This window comes from Hymenobacter sediminis, from assembly GCF_003231285.1.
In the GTDB taxonomy this organism is placed as follows: Bacteria; Bacteroidota; Bacteroidia; order Cytophagales; family Hymenobacteraceae; genus Hymenobacter; species Hymenobacter sediminis.
In genome coordinates this window covers 540,315-557,000 of sequence record NZ_QKNS01000001.1, presented here as the reverse complement: position 1 = coordinate 557,000, position 16,686 = coordinate 540,315, and the positions used below count along the sequence as shown (strand labels likewise).

16 protein-coding genes and 1 tRNA gene are annotated in these 16,686 nt (G+C 58.9%); 6 read left to right on the top strand and 11 right to left on the bottom strand.

Annotated features, from left to right (window positions below):
* Positions 1–17 precede the first annotated feature (17 nt).
* The 3 genes from DNI29_RS02395 to DNI29_RS02385 all read left to right on the top strand — a co-directional run bounded on the left by DNI29_RS02395 (position 18) and on the right by DNI29_RS02385 (position 3,176).
* Complete coding sequence (locus DNI29_RS02395) at positions 18–1,136, top strand: NAD(P)/FAD-dependent oxidoreductase (RefSeq protein WP_110976465.1); 1,119 nt, start codon at positions 18–20, stop codon at positions 1,134–1,136.
* Positions 1,137–1,246: 110 nt separating this feature from the next.
* Positions 1,247–2,425: a type III polyketide synthase gene (locus tag DNI29_RS02390; protein WP_110976464.1), complete on the top strand. Its 1,179-nt coding sequence runs from the start codon at positions 1,247–1,249 to the stop codon at positions 2,423–2,425.
* Positions 2,426–2,468: 43 nt separating this feature from the next.
* Positions 2,469–3,176 carry a methyltransferase domain-containing protein gene (locus DNI29_RS02385; protein WP_110976463.1) on the top strand — a complete coding sequence of 236 codons (708 nt, stop codon included), beginning with the start codon at positions 2,469–2,471 and terminating at the stop codon, positions 3,174–3,176.
* 32 nt (positions 3,177–3,208) lie between these two features.
* On the opposite strand, the gene DNI29_RS02380 is transcribed toward DNI29_RS02385, so the two are convergent.
* Positions 3,209–4,117 (bottom strand): histone deacetylase family protein, encoded by a 909-nt coding sequence (locus DNI29_RS02380; RefSeq protein WP_110976462.1) that lies wholly within the window; start codon positions 4,115–4,117, stop codon positions 3,209–3,211.
* A 108-nt stretch (positions 4,118–4,225) separates the two neighbouring features.
* Positions 4,226–4,300: transfer RNA gene (locus tag DNI29_RS02375), tRNA-Val, on the bottom strand.
* 202 nt (positions 4,301–4,502) lie between these two features.
* Here DNI29_RS02375 and DNI29_RS02370 point away from each other — a divergent pair.
* Complete coding sequence (locus DNI29_RS02370; RefSeq protein WP_110976461.1) at positions 4,503–5,216, top strand: porin family protein; 714 nt, start codon at positions 4,503–4,505, stop codon at positions 5,214–5,216.
* A gap of 94 nt (positions 5,217–5,310) precedes the next feature.
* On the top strand, positions 5,311–5,823 hold the full coding sequence (locus DNI29_RS02365; protein ID WP_110976460.1) for a DUF6992 family protein: 513 nt from the start codon (positions 5,311–5,313) through the stop codon (positions 5,821–5,823).
* Between the two features lie 136 nt (positions 5,824–5,959).
* Here DNI29_RS02365 and DNI29_RS02360 read toward each other — a convergent pair whose 3' ends face one another.
* The 7 genes from DNI29_RS02360 to DNI29_RS02330 all read right to left on the bottom strand — a co-directional run bounded on the left by DNI29_RS02360 (position 5,960) and on the right by DNI29_RS02330 (position 13,414).
* Entirely contained in the window at positions 5,960–6,517 is a 558-nt protein-coding gene (locus DNI29_RS02360; RefSeq protein ID WP_110976459.1) for a type 1 glutamine amidotransferase domain-containing protein, read from the bottom strand.
* 112 nt (positions 6,518–6,629) lie between these two features.
* On the bottom strand, positions 6,630–7,148 hold the full coding sequence (locus DNI29_RS02355; RefSeq protein ID WP_110976458.1) for an acyl-CoA thioesterase: 519 nt from the start codon (positions 7,146–7,148) through the stop codon (positions 6,630–6,632).
* Positions 7,149–7,214: 66 nt separating this feature from the next.
* Complete coding sequence (locus DNI29_RS02350) at positions 7,215–8,330, bottom strand: DUF3616 domain-containing protein (protein WP_110976457.1); 1,116 nt, start codon at positions 8,328–8,330, stop codon at positions 7,215–7,217.
* Between the two features lie 64 nt (positions 8,331–8,394).
* Positions 8,395–8,913 (bottom strand): hypothetical protein, encoded by a 519-nt coding sequence (locus DNI29_RS02345; RefSeq protein ID WP_110976456.1) that lies wholly within the window; start codon positions 8,911–8,913, stop codon positions 8,395–8,397.
* Between the two features lie 322 nt (positions 8,914–9,235).
* Positions 9,236–9,655 carry a hypothetical protein gene (locus DNI29_RS02340; RefSeq protein ID WP_123823040.1) on the bottom strand — a complete coding sequence of 140 codons (420 nt, stop codon included), beginning with the start codon at positions 9,653–9,655 and terminating at the stop codon, positions 9,236–9,238.
* Positions 9,656–9,722: 67 nt separating this feature from the next.
* Complete coding sequence (locus DNI29_RS02335) at positions 9,723–11,771, bottom strand: FAD-dependent oxidoreductase (RefSeq protein ID WP_110976454.1); 2,049 nt, start codon at positions 11,769–11,771, stop codon at positions 9,723–9,725.
* A 182-nt stretch (positions 11,772–11,953) separates the two neighbouring features.
* A complete protein-coding gene (locus tag DNI29_RS02330; protein WP_110976453.1) occupies positions 11,954–13,414 on the bottom strand; it encodes an aldehyde dehydrogenase family protein in 1,461 nt (486 codons plus the stop codon).
* 254 nt (positions 13,415–13,668) lie between these two features.
* On the opposite strand from DNI29_RS02330, the gene bla reads away from it, so the two are divergent.
* Positions 13,669–14,493: a subclass B1 metallo-beta-lactamase gene (gene bla, locus DNI29_RS02325; RefSeq protein WP_110976452.1), complete on the top strand. Its 825-nt coding sequence runs from the start codon at positions 13,669–13,671 to the stop codon at positions 14,491–14,493.
* A gap of 49 nt (positions 14,494–14,542) precedes the next feature.
* On the opposite strand, the gene DNI29_RS02320 is transcribed toward bla, so the two are convergent.
* On the bottom strand, positions 14,543–15,043 hold the full coding sequence (locus tag DNI29_RS02320; protein WP_110976451.1) for a hypothetical protein: 501 nt from the start codon (positions 15,041–15,043) through the stop codon (positions 14,543–14,545).
* 155 nt (positions 15,044–15,198) lie between these two features.
* On the bottom strand, positions 15,199–16,482 hold the full coding sequence (locus DNI29_RS02315; RefSeq protein ID WP_110976450.1) for a tetratricopeptide repeat protein: 1,284 nt from the start codon (positions 16,480–16,482) through the stop codon (positions 15,199–15,201).
* Between the last annotated feature and the right edge of the window lie 204 nt (positions 16,483–16,686).

The window sequence follows — 16,686 nt, the reverse complement described above, 5'->3', positions numbered from 1 at the left end:
TTACCCGATGAAATAAGTTGGACGTTGTCATTATTGGCGGAGGGCTAGGGGGCCTGTGCGCGGCCCTCGATTTGCGAGGCCGAGGCCACGCAGTAACGCTGGTGGAGCGCCGGCAGTACCCCTTCCACCGGGTGTGCGGCGAGTACGTTTCCAACGAAGTGCTACCCTACCTGCGCCGCCTGGGCGTTGACCCGGCCCCACTAGGTCCAGCCCAGATTAGCCAGTTCCAGGTCAGCTCCCCCAACGGGAGCCTGCTCACGGCCCCACTTGATTTGGGTGGGTTTGGCATCAGCCGCTACCGGCTGGATGAGTTTCTGTATGAAGCTGCGGTAGCGGCTGGGGTTGTGGTGCACCAGCAAACTACCGTCGTGGACGTTGCTTTTGATGACGCCACTGACCAGCACACCGTGCAGCTAGCAGGAGGAAGGCAATTGCAGGCGCGGGTAGTGCTGGGCACTTACGGCAAGCGCAGCAGCCTAGACCGGCAGTTGCAGCGGCCATTTTTCACGCAACGCTCGCCTTACTTGGGCGTGAAATACCACTTGCGCTACCCCTCCATGCCCCGCAACCTGATTGCGCTGCACAATTTTGCCGACGGATACGCGGGAATTTCGGCAGTGGAGGACGATACGTATTGCTTTTGCTACCTCACCACCCGCCGTAACCTGAAAGCTCAAGGCACCATTCCGCAGCTGGAGGAGCAGGTTTTGGCCCGCAACCCACATCTGCGGCATATTCTGCAGCACGCCGAGGTACTTTACCCACAGCCCGAGGTCATCAACGAAATTTCCTTCGCCCCCAAAACCTGCCTTGAAAACCACATGCTGCTGAGCGGCGACGCGGCCGGCCTGATTACGCCGCTGTGCGGCAATGGCATGGCCATGGCTATGCACGGAGCTTATCTGGCCTCCGTCCGCATTGATACTTTTCTGCGGGGTAGGCTTTCCCGCTCGGCTATGGAGGCGGCCTACCAGCACGATTGGCGCCGGCACTTTGGGCCACGGCTGGGGGTAGGGCGTGCGGTGCAACACTTATTTGGGCGGCCGCTGCTAAGCGAAGTGGCAGTAGCAGGTTTACGCCTGTGGCCGGGCGCGCTGCGGGCCCTGATGCAACGCACCCACGGGCAGCCATTTTAGTTTGGGCAGGCTACCAGCCAACCGTACAGCTCAGGTTCTGCGTACACCCCCTCAGGCCTACCCCAAAATAACGAACAGCACGGGGGAGGTATTTTGCGTAAACTGCACTGATGAGTAGCTACCTGTGTGCCATTGGCACGGCCAACCCGCCCCACCGTATTCCTCAACTTCAGATTGCCGACTTCATGGCCAGCGCGTTGCAGCTGGACGAGGCCGGCACGCGCAAACTGAGGGCACTGTACCGGGTTTCGGGCATAGGGCAGCGCTACACTGTGCTTCCTGATTACGGCCGGACCAACGGTAGCTTTGAGTTCTTCCCGAATACGCTAGGGTTGGAGCCTTTCCCCTCGGTAGGGCAGCGCATGGCCGAGTACCGGCGTCATGCCCTGCCGCTGTCAGTGCAGGCCGTGCAGGACTGCTTGGGCCAGCTGCCCGAGGTAGCCGTCAATAGCATCACCCACCTGATTACCGTCAGTTGCACGGGTATGTATGCGCCGGGGTTGGATATTGAACTGGTGGCAGCCCTGGGCCTACCCAGCCATGTGCAGCGCACCTGCGTGAACTTTATGGGCTGCTACGCGGCCGTAAATGCGCTTAAGCTCGCCGATGCCTTTTGCCGGGCCACGCCGGAGGCACGGGTGCTGGTGGTCTGCACTGAGCTGTGCACCCTGCATTTTCAGAAAAGCACTGAAGAAGACCACCTCGTTTCCAATGCATTGTTTGGAGATGGGGCCGCTGCTGTACTGGTTCAGGGAAGCCCCCGGGCAACCGGCTCCAGCCTGGCCCTCACCGCTTTTCACTGCGGATTGGAGCCCGATGGGCAGACCGACATGGCTTGGCACATCAACAACTTTGGCTTTGAGATGACGCTGTCGTCCTACGTGCCGCGCATGATTCAGCAGGGCATTGGGCAGCTCACGGCGCGGCTGCTGGCCGATTTGCCGGTGCAGCTGGCTGACATCCGAGCCTTCGCTATTCATCCGGGCGGCCGCAAAATTCTGGAGTCGATTGAGCAGGTACTGGGCCTTACTACTCATGATAACCGCTTCGCCTACCAAGTGCTGCGCGACTACGGCAACATGTCGTCGGCTACGGTGCTGTTTGTGATGCGGGAGCTGCTACGCACCCTGACCCCGGCCGATACGGGCGCACCGGTGCTTAGTTTTGCTTTCGGGCCGGGCCTTACCTTGGAAGCCATGCTCCTGACGGTAGCCTGGGGGGCGGAGCCAGTAACCAGCACGCACACATTGGCAGATCTGGAGCAGACGGCTGAAATTGTGCCTGCGTGAGCTGCTGAAGTCTGTTTCCCTACCCCCTCTGCCGCCCCAAACCATGCCTGATTTCCGCGTCCGTGCCACGGAGGAAGAGCTGATGGACGACCTCAGCTTGGCTTCCGATGAGCTGCGGCAAAACCTGGATGAACTGGAAACCATCAATACATGGCTGGGTGGCTACGCGCCCGTGCTCCATGCTTTGGACCGCCTGCGCCCGCACTTCCCGGCAGGCCGCCCCCTGCGGCTGGCCGACCTGGGCAGCGGCGGCGGCGACACGCTCCGCCAGGTGGCGCGCTGGGCACGGCGGCGGGGGGTAGCCGTAGAGCTTATTGGCATTGATGCCAACCGCTTCATGCTGGATTACGCCGCCGCGCGCAGCACTGCCTACCCCGAAATCAGCTACCAACAGGCCGATATCTTCTCCCCAGAGTTTCAGCAGCAGTCTTTTGATGTTCTGACGGCCAGTCTGTTCTGCCACCACTTCCCCGACGAGCAGCTCACGCACTTGCTGAAACAGTGGCACACCCAGGCTACCCAGGCCGTCATCATCAACGACCTGCACCGCCACCCCCTTGCTTACCACAGCATCCGGTGGCTGACGCGCCTGCTGGGTGGCTCCCGCCTGGTTCAGAATGACGCGCCGCTTTCGGTAGCCCGCGCCTTCACGCGCCGTGAGTGGCAACACTTGCTGGCCACCGCCGGCATTTCCCGCTACCAACTCCGCTGGCGCTGGGCCTTCCGCTGGCAAGTAATACTTGATAAATAGCGAAGACCTCAAACTCGCTGTTTCACTACTCCCTACCCCCACAAGTCGGCAGCAACGCGGAACGTATTGACGTGAGCATCTACGATGTCGGCGATGCGAGGGGAGTAGCCGCCGCCCATGCACACCACTACCGGCAAACCGTGCTGGCGGCAGAGGCCCAGCACATACTCGTCGCGGAGGCGGCAACCGTCGCGGCTAAGGGCCAGGTGGCCGAGTTTGTCGGTAGCCAGTACATCGACGCCGCTGAGGTAGAACACGAAATCGGGCTGGTGCTCCTCGAGAAGGCGCGGCAGGGTTTCGCGCAGCAGCGCCAGGTAGGCAGCATCTTCGGTACCATCGGGCAGGGCCAAGTCCAGGTCAGAGCGCTCTTTGCGATGGGGGTAGTTGCGGGCCCCGTGCATTGAGAAAGTAAATACGCGCGGCTCGTGCTCAAAAATGCTGGCCGTGCCGTTGCCTTGGTGCACATCCAGGTCCACAATGAGCACGCGCCGCACTCTAAGTTGCGGCTGACTTAGGAGGTAGGCAGCTGCGGCGGCTTGGTCGTTGAGCAGGCAAAACCCTTCGCCCCGATTACGGAAAGCGTGATGGGTACCACCCGCAATGTTCAGAGCTACTCCGTGTTGCAGGGCCCGGCGGGCACACTCCAGCGTACCGCCCAGAATGGTGGTTTCGCGCGCAATCAACTCGGGGCTCCACGGAAAACCGGTGGCGCGTTCTTCGGCGCGGGTTAGCTGGCCGGTACAAAGGCGCTGGTAGTACTCAGCGGCGTGCACCCACAGCACGTCTTCGTCGGGCGGAGACTGGGGTAGGAAGAAGGCGCTTTCCGGCACTACCCCCTCGCGTAGTAGCTGCTCGGGCAGCAACTCATACTTGAGCATAGGGAAGCGGTGGTTGGCCGGCAACGGGTGGGCATATAGCGGAGCCCAGGCAATGGATATCATACGCCCCGAACCTACGCAGCCAGCGCCACAATAGCCGCTGCCATGCCGGCCAGACACAAAAATAACCGCCTTCGCAAGCGGTTATCTCTGGATTCGGGGGCTTTGTCGTGGGGCGTACTGGGCTCGAACCAGTGACCCCTACCTTGTCGAGGTAGTGCTCTAAACCAACTGAGCTAACACCCCGGCAAAACCTATTGGCGGCGGCCGTAAAGGGCCAAAGGTAGGTTTTTGCAAAAGATAATCTACCTCTGAAACGTACAAAATTTTCGCTTCAGCTATCCGGGGGCTGTAACCTTCTGGGCTTTCGTAAGTATAGCGGCTTACTGATGCTTGCCAAGGCCACAGGCCGCCAGCACTTTTACTGCTAACTTCCTCTCTCCTCCCCATGAAACACCTTGCACTCCTGCTAGCCGGCTGCGCCCTGAGCGCCACCGCTATGGCCCAGACGCCTACCGAAGCTCCCCGCGTAAGCGGCCTGCGCTCCTCTACCGACTACGGCACTAACACAGGCAGCAACTCGCGCAACAATGGCTTCGGCATCAAGGGCGGCTTCACGGCGTCCAACTTCCGCGGCGACGATAAGAAGAACTTCGGCGACGAAGGCATCTACAACACCTTCCACGCGGGGGTATATGCCCAGTTTGGCTTCAACGACAAGTTTTCCCTTCAGCCCGAAGTGCTGTATAGCCGTCAGGGTTTCCAGGGCAGCAATCCCGCTAACACTGCCCAAACCGGTACCTACGATACCCGCCTCGACTACATTCAGGTGCCCGTACTGCTGGTATATAACTTCCTTGACAACGTGAGCGTGCACGTAGGACCCCAGGTTTCCTTGCTCACGAAGGTGAAGGAAGGCGACCGGGAGCGGAAAATTGCCGACGATAACAACGTGTACGGCTACAGCTATAACAGCCTCGACTACGGCCTAGCTGCTGGCGTAGAAGCCCGCGTAGGACCCGCCCGCGTGGGTGGCCGCTACACTGCTGGCTTCGCTGATATCATTCAGGACCAAGATTTGTCTAAGACCGGCGCCAAGACTGTGAGCGACATTAAGAACGGCATGTTCCAAGTGTATGTGGGCATTGGCATTTCCAACTAGCCTTACCCCTACCCTGTTGCTTTGTAAAAAAGGAAGTCTGCCAAGGCTTCCTTTTTTTGTTGCTGGAATACCGCTGACTTATCACCTTCTTCCCATGACGCCCCCTGCACTTGAAACTGCGCTGCCCGCCATCAATTACGCCCGCGAGCTGCTGGCCGAACGCGGCATGGCAGTGCTGGGGGTTTGGGCCCTACTGAACCTGATTGGCAGCGGCTACTACGTGGCCCGCACCGATGTACGCTCGGAAACCCACCATTTTCATCTGATGAACGTGGGCTGGAATGTGGTAAACGCCTTGCTAGCCGTATGGGGCATTCTGCAGGCCCACCCACAGCAGGTAGCTGGCCTTACCCTCGCCGAAAGCATAAGCGCCCAATTTTCCTTCGAGAAGATTCTGTTACTGAATGTGGGTTTGGATGTGGCCTACTTCTGCATTGGTAGCTGGTTGCGGGCCCGCGCCGCCGACCCCGCCGCAGCCCGCCCGGAACGGTTGGCGGGGTTTGGGCGCTCGTTGTGGGTACAGGGTGGCTTTTTACTACTGTTTGACGCTGCTTTCTATTTCATCTATCATCAGAAAGCCACGGAATTGCTAAACCTGCTGCCCTAAGATTAAAGGGTAGCAGGCAAGAACATTTCCTACCCCCTTCCTACCCCGGTAACTGTTGTGAAGCGAATGGAATTCAAAAGCCCCGTCAGCTACTAAGGCTGACGGGGCTTTTGAATTCTAGGAAAGGTAGAGCCGGCTACTGTTTCCCGACTAGGGCTTCCTTAATCTTGTCGTTGAAATTAGGAATATCCTGGGGGTTACGGCTGGTAATGAGGTTGCCATCTACTACCACGGTTTCATCAACCCAGTTACCGCCGGCATTTTTTACGTCGGTTTTCAGGCTCGGCCAGCTGGTAATTTGCTTGCCGCGTACGGCGTCGGCCTCAATTAGGGTCCAGGGGCCGTGGCAGATGGCGGCTACGGGCTTACCAGAGCGCACAAACTCGCCCACAAAGCTTACTACCTCCGGCTTGGTGCGCAGCACATCGGGGTTTATCTGGCCACCGGGAAGTACCAGGGCATCGTAGTCGGCTACCTTCACATCACCGATAACCTTGTCCACGTCCACGCTGTCGCCCCAGTCTTTCTCATCCCAGCCCTTAATCGAGCCGCTTTTCAGGGAAATAACGTGGGTTTCGGCGCCTTCGCCTTCCAGAAACTTCTTGGGCTTTTCCAGCTCCGATTGTTCGAATCCGTCGGTGGCGACAATAGCTATTTTCTTGCCTTTGAGGTCGTTGCTACCAAAAATACTCATTGCAGGTGCAGGTTTAGATGTAAAACAAAAGCCGGTGCTACGCAGGGTAGCTCCGGCTTTTGTTTAACGCGCTCCTAGCAGGGGCGTTGACACATCATTTTGGCATTACGGCTCAGTCATGCTCGTTTCGCTCGCGCTTGAGCTGCTTACGCAGGCGGCGCACCCGGTCATCGAAGCCGTCGGGGTCGTAGCTCACATCCTCTACATCCAGCTCTTCCAGCATATCCATCAGGTCGTTCGAGTGCTCGGTGCGGGTACCGCCGGGCACCTTCACAAAGGCCATTTCCGACCACAAAACCGATTTCAGCCGCTGGCCGTCTTCGCTCAGCATCTGCATTTCCACCACCAGGTTGGAGTTGTCGAAATGGATAAGCTGAGTGCGAATGCGAACTAGCTCGGCATGGTTGGCGGGGCGCAGGTAGGCTATGCAGTGCTTGGTAATAACCCAGCTGGCGCCGAGCTCACGCGCTACCTGCCCCAGGTTCAGGGCGTAGTGCTGCATGGTGTGCTCTTCGCGGGCATTAAGAAAATAGTCGAGGTAGCGGGCGTTGTTGAGGTGGCCCAGCATATCACAATCCTGAAACCGAATGCGGTGGGTGGTTTCAGGTGTTTTAACCAAAGAAGAAGCCATGAGGGGAAGCAAGCAGGTTTAGAAGCGCAAGGTAGGTAGCTGGGCAGTAAGATGCAGGTATACTGTTCAGCTAGCCTTGTCCGGCAGCTTCATTCCATCGGCTACCACTACATGCGAAGCTGGTTTGCGGGCATCTGTGGGGCTGTCAAATACAATCAGCACATGTTCATCATCGAGCAAGGCCATACCCTCGGCTTTGTCCTGGCCAGCGGTGGGCCCGAAGCCGTGGGGTACGTCGAACAGGCGCTCCAGCTTATCAGAGCCGATGAGGCTATCCTGCGGGCAGCGCAGAGCATCGGCCCAGCGGTACACCGCAATAGTACCGTCCAGGTACATGGTGGGGCCAGCCAGCAGAAGCAAGTCGGCACCTACCTGCCGCAGTTCGCGCACACCCATGCCGCCCAGGTCCAGAAAATGCTTTTTGTAGTACGTTTCGGTGGCCCCCGGTAGTTTGCTCAACCGTAAGCGGCTTGGCTTATCTTCCTGAGGTAGCAGCTCCAACACCATGGCCCACCCACGCAGTACCGGTCCGCGCAGGCCCACAAATACGCGCCCATCGGGTGCAACCGACAGACCCTCAATATCGAACCCATTGTCTTTACCCGGAATATTCAGGAAAGGCTTCAGGTGCGGATCTTCCGCGAGCAGGTCGCGCAGGTCGTTGCCGGAGTCGGTGAAGCGAAGCTGGGCCGAGCGCAGGGTCTGGGTAGGATCGGTAGGATGGGGAGCTTCGTGGTGCAGCTCGTAGTCGCCGGTTTTGGGGTTGAGCAGCAGAGGCACGCGCGCCAGCAGGTAGCGGTTTGCCTCCGTCTTTACTTGGGTAAGGCGGGCAATTTCCTTGGCTTGATCTTTACCATCGGGGTCGGGCTTTTTGCGAGCCAGACTATGGGAACCCACAATCCAGAGATAATGCTCGCTTTCGGCCAGCCCTTCAATGTCAATTTCCTCGGTTTTGTCGGAAGGCAGCTCCAGCAGTTCCGTCAGCTCGTAAGAGCAGTGCTCACCAAACTCATGGGGGGCGGTTAGGCGCAGCCGCTCAATGGAAGTGCGCTCATCGCAGCTCACCCACAGGTTGTTGCCGGTGCGCAACGTGGAGGAAAGTCCGTCGCGGACGTGCTTGCCGGAGGTGTTCAGGCTAAGCCTGGGGTTGAAATGGAGTGTGTAAGGCTGGCGGCGCGACATACGGAGCGGTTAAGGGCAGAAGTTTGTGGCAAACGCACCCGGCCGCGTAAGGTTAAGGCCAGCGCTATCCGCCGCACCGATGGCGCACCTGCTCCAGCTGCCGCACAATGTCACGGGCCACGGCTTCATCGGTGGTGTAGAGAGGTAGCTCGAGGGTAGTGCTGTTGGTACCAGAGCCGTCTTTGGTGGCATGCTCCCGCTTGATTTTCACCTCGTAATACCGCTGATTAGTTTTCTCGTCGTAAGTGGGAGCGTAGGTCAGGGAGGTTACCTGGCTCCACTCTACCCCTATTTTCAGCTCAAACTCCACTTTGTCGTCTGATTTCACGGCCCAGTCGGCGCCATTTTTCTGGTGGCTTACCTGAAAAGCCGTAGCCTCCTCTTTCTTTCCCTCGGGGCGGTATTTGCGGATAACCTGCGTGAAGTGGCAGCCATCCAGCACCGCACGCACTTCTGTTTCCGGCTCTTTAGGGTCGCGCATCAGCTGGTTCAGCCGCTTGGCGAGGTTAGCGTTTGACGATGTTGTTTGGGCCGAGGCTACCGAAGCCGTCAGCAGGGCAGCAGCTAGAAGAAACGTTTTCATCAGGAACCAGAAGTAAGAAAACAAACTACCCACTGACCTTCAGCAGGCTCTTACCCAACCAGATGCAGCCTGCCGCCAAAGGGTTGTCTGGCGTTGAGATGATAAGCTGGTGAGTTGGTGCGTTCACTTTGCTATCAGGGCGAAGAAGTCCAGCCGAACGTCAACCTCACTGGTTCACCAACCTCCCATTTCCCTACCCCCTGAAACAGCACAAGCCCTTGACGAATGCCATTCGTCAAGGGCTTGTTGGTTTATCAGGTTAGCTATAAGGAGAGGAAGGGCAGCATCACTATGCCTCCTCGCCATCCAAGATAGTTGACCTCTATTGCGCTTTGCGAGCTTGCATCTGGGCTTGCACCTGGCGCTGTTTAGCTTTGAGCTGCTTGTACTGCGTGACGGTAAGAATAGTCTGCAGCTCTTGGTCGGAGGCGGTATTGATGCGCTTGAGCTCCGTGAGCAGAGCCGGGCGGTTGGTACCCAGGCGCTCCTTGGCAGCATTGGCCTGCTCCGCCGTATTCGTGAAAACGGCCCGCACCTTCCGGCGCTGGTCGCCGGTCAGGTTCAGTTCTTCCGTGAGCACGTCGGTTAGGTCGCGGGCGGCGCTGGAGGCTACCACCGGAGCGGGCGCCGGGGCTACTGGCGTGGCCTTAGCGGTGGGAATATTGGCTTTGTTGCGCCGGGCGCAACCGGCCAGCAGGCTAGCTGCCAGCGCAAGAGCAAGGGGGAGACGGGAGGCGTACATACTGCGCATAGGAAAGGCGTGTGCTCTCCCTACGCGAAAAATGTGCCGATGGCTATATTCCTTCTCCTTACCCTAACGCTACCGCTTGGCGCATAGCCATTTCCGACTGTAAGCTAACCTTTAGATGCTGAGCTGTATGGTGGGCCAGGGCCATAATGGTCAGCATGGGATTTACGCCGCTGCACGCCGGAAACGCTGAGGCATCGGCCACAAACAGGTGCTGCACCTCATGTAGCTCTCCGCTCGGGCGGGTGGGGTGGGTAGCCGCATTGCCCCCCATGCGGCAGGTGCTCATCTGGTGGGCACTGTACAGACCAAATTGGTTGGATTTCCAGTTCAGCTGGGGTAGTCCGGCCAGCACCTCGGGGTTTTGCAGGTGGCCGTTTTGGGCGTAAAGGGTAGGTAGGGAGCCGTGGGGCAGCAGTACGGTGTGGGCGCCGGCCGCTACGTGCACCTCGGCAGCGGCGCGTACGCCTTGCAGCAGGTGGTGGCGGTCATATTCGCTGAGGCTGTAGCTGATGAGGGGCGCGCCGTGTTTGTCTACGGTTACCCGGCCGCCGTCCCGGTCACGCGTCAGCACGATAAAAGAGCCCAGGTGTGCGGCCTGCTGCATCAGTTCCTTATGCTGGCGGCCCGAGCGCCAGGGCAGAACCATGGCCATCAGGCCTGGGTGCGCGGGTGGCGTTTCCAGCTTCACCCCAAAGTTGCTACCCTCCATGCGGGTGAAAGCGTCGTTCACCACCGACATCATGGGACCATGCCAGGGCTCGATGCGCTGCTGGTACAAGCCAGCCACCACCACGGTAGGGTGCAAGTGCAGATGCTGCCCCAGATGAGGGTGGCGCAGACCGCTACGCAGCAGCAAAGCCGGCGTCTGGATGGAGCCACCAGCCACTACCACGCGCTTGGCCCGCACCGTTACTTGAATGGTGTGGCCATCGGGGGTAGTATGGGTCGCTTCGGCGCCCGTGGCCCGGCCATGAGCCATGGTTACGCGCGTTACGGAGGTAGTGCACAGCAAGCGGGCGCCATGCTCGAAGGCTGTTTGCAAGTAAGTATTGAGAGTACCCTGCTTGATGCCGTGCCGGTCGCCGAGGCCGCTGTAACCCAGGCCACAGAAGTGCTGTTCAGAGTCAGTAAGTCCCTTTTCGTTGCGTGGAATCAGCTTTACGTCCTGGCCCAGGGCGCGGGAACCATCCCACAAGGCTTGGTTTTGGCCGTTGTGCCGGGGGTAGTTGGTGTTCACGCTCAGGGCCTGGCTTACGGCATCCAGGCTGTGGGTAAAATCAGCACTGGTGAAGTGGGGCGCCTGGTGTTCCCGGGCCCATTCTTCCCGCACATAATCAGGAGTGCGAAAGGCCCCGGCCCAGTTCACGGTAGTCCCCCCGCCCAGGCAGGATCCGGCCAGCAGCGCAATGCCACCATCCTGGGTACTCAGCCCTCCCCGGCCCTCATACAGTGCCCCTAGCATATCTACTTCGCGCTGGGTGAAGTCAGAGCCATGGAAGTAAGGACCTTTTTCCAGCACCAGCACATCGTAGCCAGCCGCTGCCATCTCACCGGCCACTACTCCGCCACCAGCTCCGCTCCCAATTACCAACACCTCACAATCGTAGTGCACATTCTGGGTCGGTTGCAGAAGTCGGATGGGCTTTTCGGCGGCCACGGCTGGGTCCGGCGCCTGGGGGCCGGGGTAGCCGATGTGCTCCCACACAAAGTTGCCTTGCTCCGGAGTGGAGCCGCCGTAAAACAGAAACATAAACAGCTTCCGTAACGCCTGAAAACCCTTCCGCAGCTGGGGCACGTTGCTAGTAGCCCACCCTTGCAGCAGCTTCTCGCGCTGCGTTGGCGCCAAGCGCACAAACGGCCTCATCGGCCCAAACGAGGTCAGGCCCAGGGCGGGCGTATCCAGCAGTTGCAGTAGCTGCAGAAATTCCTGCCGCGCGCTTGCCGGTTGGGCCTCCAGAAGCGCCGCTGCTTTTGCTAAATCAATGCCCTCGGAGCCGCTCCGGGCCCAGTAAGCGGGTTTTGAGGCCGCATCGGGGGTAGGCAGACTGGGAATGAACGCATCGGCGAGGGCGCGGAGGATAGCGCACTGGGCTTCGGTGAACTGCATGAGAGGGTGGGAATAAACAGGTCAGGACGGCAGCTGCAGTGGGAGATAACACGGCCCTAAAAGTTCGGCATTATTTCCCAGAAATACTCGGCTTGCATACGAACTGACACTCTGCTGCTGCTATATTCTACGGCAACAGAACGGCTAATACACTATTTCACTTGCCTAGCCACTTCACCACCCTACAGCCACCTCAACAGCCAGTTTACCAACTTCTTTACCTGCGGGGTGTAGGGTGGGTAGATGGGTTTGAGGCCAGTGCGGCCCACGCGCTGCTGCAGTACCGATTTTTCGTTGCTGAAGGCTTGAAAGCCCGCCAGACCATGAGCTCGGCCCAGGCCGCTGTTGCCCAGGCCACCAAACGGCAGCTCGGGGTGGGCCAGGTGCAGAATAGTTTCGTTGACGCAGGCCCCGCCGGCCGGAATGTTCTGGAGCAGGTAGCGCTGATTTTCCTTGCGCTGAGAGAATACATATAGGGCCAGCGGGTGCGGACGCGAGTTTACTTCCGCAGCGGCTTGCTCCAGGGTCCGGAAGGTACGGATGGGGAGCAGCGGCCCGAAGATTTCCTCCTGCATGATGCGGCTTTCGGCCGGCACATCTACCAGCACCGTTGGCTCAATGAAGCGTTGCCCGGCGTCAAGCTGTCCGCCCAACACTATGGTAGCTCCCTGCTGTTGCGCCTCTGTCAGAAGGCCCGCTACCCGGGCGTAATGATGGTCGTTTACGATGCGGGCAAAGGACTTGGATGCTGCTACCCCTTCCCCCTCGGGGTTATAGTAACGCTGTACTACCCCTCTGATTTCTGCCACCAACTGCTCGCGGATGGCTTCGTGCACCAGCAGGTAATCGGGAGCCACGCAGGTTTGGCCGGCGTTGATGCCTTTGCCCCACACAATTTTCTCGGCAGTGTCACGCAAGTCGGCGGTTTCATCCACCACGGCGGGGCTTTTCCCACCCAGTTCCAGCGTCACGCTGCTCAAATGCTCAGCCGCGGCGCGCATCACCACTTTTCCTACCTGCGGACTGCCCGTGAAAAAGATGTGGTTGAAGGGCAGGGTCAGCAGTTGAGTAGCCACTTCCTTGTCGCCTTCAACCACGGTTACTTCTGTTGGGTCAAACAGCTCTTGACACATGCGACTAAGCAGCGCGGCCACCGTGGGCGTCATCTCAGAGGGCTTGATAATGCAGCAGTTACCGGCCGCCAGTGCCGACACCAGCGGGTCGAGGGCGAGGTAGAATGGGTAGTTCCAGGGAGCCATAATCAGACACACCCCCTTAGGCTCATACTGCACCCAGCCACGCGTGCCCACCAGCGAGAGGGGCGTACCTACCCGGCGCGGTTTCGCCCACTGCCGCAGGTGGCGTAGCGTGTGCTTTATTTCCGTTTGTGAAGGCCAGATTTCCGTGACATCCGTTTCGAGGATGGGCTTGCGAAAGTCAGCATATAAGGCCTGCTGAATAGCAGCCCGATTTTCCGTTATCCAGGCGCTCAACCGACGCAGACGGGTGGCACGAGCTTCCAGCTTCTCCTGCCGAAGCACCTCAGCGCGGACCTGCTGACGAGCAAACAAAGTAGCCAACGATGAAGGCTCCGTTGGTACCGCCGGGGCAGCCGACGAGGGAAAATGAGCGGAAGATGTCATGGGTGGGGCAGGTAGCAGGTGAAAGCAGGAAAGTACTAACGGGCTGAATGATTTTTCTCAACTAAAGCCTCACGGGTCCGCAAACTATCCAGGTCAAGATAAGCTGATGAGCACAGGGCGGTGCCCGGCGCTTTTCCCTTGGTTGCCGACATGGTTTTAGCCAGCTACCACCCCGGAGCTTGCCAGATGTGGAAGAAGAAAGGCACTTTTTTACGCAGAACCGACGTTAGCGGAGCTTGCCTTTCCTGCTTTCAATGTTTTTAGTACCCGCTTACCCTTCCGGCCTAACCAAGCGCTTGCGCTGGTTGCTGGCTGTCTTTTCCCTACCTCTCCTTTCGGCCCAAGCCCTTCCTCCCCGACCAGCCCTACCCCCGCTGCGGGTGAAAGCCGTGGCTCCTGATGTATTCGTGCACACATCGTACCGGCGGCTGCCTGGCTCAGCCGCGCCCGTGCCTGCCAACGGCCTGATAGTGCGCACTGCCAAAGGTGCCCTGCTGATTGATACCACCTGGGACCCCGAGCAAACCCAGCAGCTCCTGCAATGGATTGCCGATAGTCTGCACCAGCGCGTACAACTGGCCATCATCACCCACGCGCACGAAGACCGGGCCGGCGGCTTGGCGGTGCTGCAGGCCCAACGCATCAAGGTATACAGCACCCCACTCACGGCACAACGGTTTGGGATGCTTTTCCCCCGAGCCACGCCGCCTACCCCCGCTCTCAAGCCCTACACCTTAATTCGTGCCGGACGGACGCGGCTGGAGCTTTTCTTCCCCGGCGCAGCCCACGCCCCCGACAATGTGGTAGCCTGGCTGCCCCGGCAAAAGGTGCTTTTTGGCGGCTGCCTGGTGCGCGAACAGTCTGCCCCTACCCTCGGCAACCTCGATGATGCCAACCTTTCTTTGTGGCCGGCCTCGCTCCGAACCGTAACGGACCGCTACCCCCGCGCGCAGGTGGTAGTGCCCGGGCACGGCCAATGGGGCGGCCCCACCCTGCTAACGCACACGGCAGAACTGCTACGCGAAGCCAACCGGCGCAAGCCACCTACCGCCCTGCGTGAGCCGCAAGCAAACAGGTAGCACAACGCGTATTATGAGATGAATGCCCCAATAAGGGGTAGGCCAGTTGTTAAGCCGGCGACATGAGCCGGGCCGGGCACTGACGCCGGCGCACCCGTAACACCATGGGCTGCTGCTGCCGTAGGGGCCAGTCGCGGCTGGAGGTGGCCACTTCAGAATCGGTGAGCCATTCCAGGGCAGCGGGCAGCTCCGTGAAGTACTGCACCTCGTAAGGCAAATGCTCTTGCACCGAGGCCCAAAGCATACTCTCTACCACTATCATATTGTACGTGTTAGTAGGCAAGAGCAGGGCCAGGCGGCGCAGCCCACAATTACGCAAACGAGGCAGCCAGCTATTCTGCAGCCACTTCTGCATAGTTTCGTCAACGGTAGGCATTTGGCTCATGTCCAGCAGCAATTGCTGAGCTTGGTAGCGGCGGATTGTCTTTAGAACACTAATGAGCAGGGGCTGCATTTGATCCAGTAGGGCGTTTTCGGGCCACCAGAAACGCAGCATACTCAACCGGAAATTGTAGCGGAATACCAGCCGGGAGGCTTGGGCATATACCATAATGGGCAATCTAGGTGTGTTGGCAGAAGGTCGGTTTAGGGAAGATACGAAACTCTCCTACTGTCCCGATTTACCCTTTCGCCGACTTGGCCCATTTTCCCGATAAAGCCCCTACCCCTTGTCTATCAGCAAGGTCGTTTGCTCGACTAATTCCGCTACCGCTTGGCCTTGCTTGTTTTCTCCCCATTCTGAGAATCTGCTCCCACAACTGGCTTTTTCTTTTTGAGGTAAGCCCGCGCCTCGTTATATGCTTCCGATTTGCGCTCAGCTTTTTGCTGCACCTCTTTGTAGTAGCGAGTAGCCGCGGCGGCATCGTTCTGCTTGCTAGCAATGCGGCCCAGGTTCAGTAAGGCGTAGAGGTAGAACCCCTGCTTGGTGTCGTTGGTGCTTTCCGCAAAAACCACGCAGCGTTGGTAATACTCCTTGGCTTTGTTCAGGTCCTTGTACTGATTTTGCATCAGGCTGCCCAGGAAATACGTGGCATAGCGGCCACTGATGCCCTCATAACCAGGCATGCCGCGGTTAATCTTGTCCAGAATGTCGCGGCTGACCCGCTCGCACTCGTTCAGGTCGCCTACCTGGTAGCTCATTAGGGCGTAAAAACGCTGGAAATAGCCGTTATCGGGGTAAGTAGTAGCCATAATACGAGCCAGGGCCAGGGCTTCGTCGGGCTTGTTTTCCTGATTTTGTAGAATCTTCATCAAGAATACCCGTGCCTCCGGAGCGGTGTAGAAGCCGTTGGCGGCCACACTGCGCAACTGCGAGAGGCCTAGCTGCTTGTTGCCTTTGGGGAAGAACAGCAGCACCGGCCGCAGCAGCGGGTAGGTGTCCGAAATCCAAGGGGCGTAGTAATTAATCAGGGCCTGCCCGAACAGGAACTCCGGGCTGAGACCGTTGGCTTCCTGGCTTTTTTCGAGGTAGTTGAGGGCGTTCTTACTGTGCACGGTGGCCTTGCGCCAGTTGTGCCGCTCGGCGTTCAGGCGGGCTGAAAACCCATAAGCAGCCGACAGAAAAAAGCAGGCTTCGTAGTTTTTCTTGTCGCGCTTGTACAGATCCTCCCCCCGGGTAATGGCCGTATCCATGTAAGCCAGAAATACTTTGTCGTACTGCTGGGAGGTGATATTGGAGGGCATGATTTTCCACCACGTCGTCAGGCCCAGCAGGAAGTAGGGCATGGGGTGGTTGGGGTAGCGGCGGCGCAGGCTGCGGAACTGCCGCTCGGCCCTATCGTGCTTGAAGTTGTAGATGTTCTGCACAGCCCCTTCCAGCTCAGTCTGGATGTCTTTATCCAGCAGCAGCCAACCCGAAATATCCACGGCGTTAGGGGCCACATCTACGTTGGCAAGGTTAATCTGGCCGGCCGGGCGGGCCGTATCGGGCCGCTGCGCCCACGCCCCGAGGGAGAGTAGCAGCAGGCAGCCAAGCAAGTATAGGCGCATAAAGGACAACTTGGAATCCTAAAGTATAGGAAAAAGACCGGACCCGTAGTGCTGAGTGGCCGCTTCCGGCAACCTCATACGTGCATAAGCAAAAAAAAGAGGCTGAAGCTCCCACAGCCTCAACCTCTTTTTGCGTTTACCGGGCTCCAAAGGTGCCTGGGAAACGGCCAGCGGCTAAAATTCCCACCCAAAGCCGCTGGATGT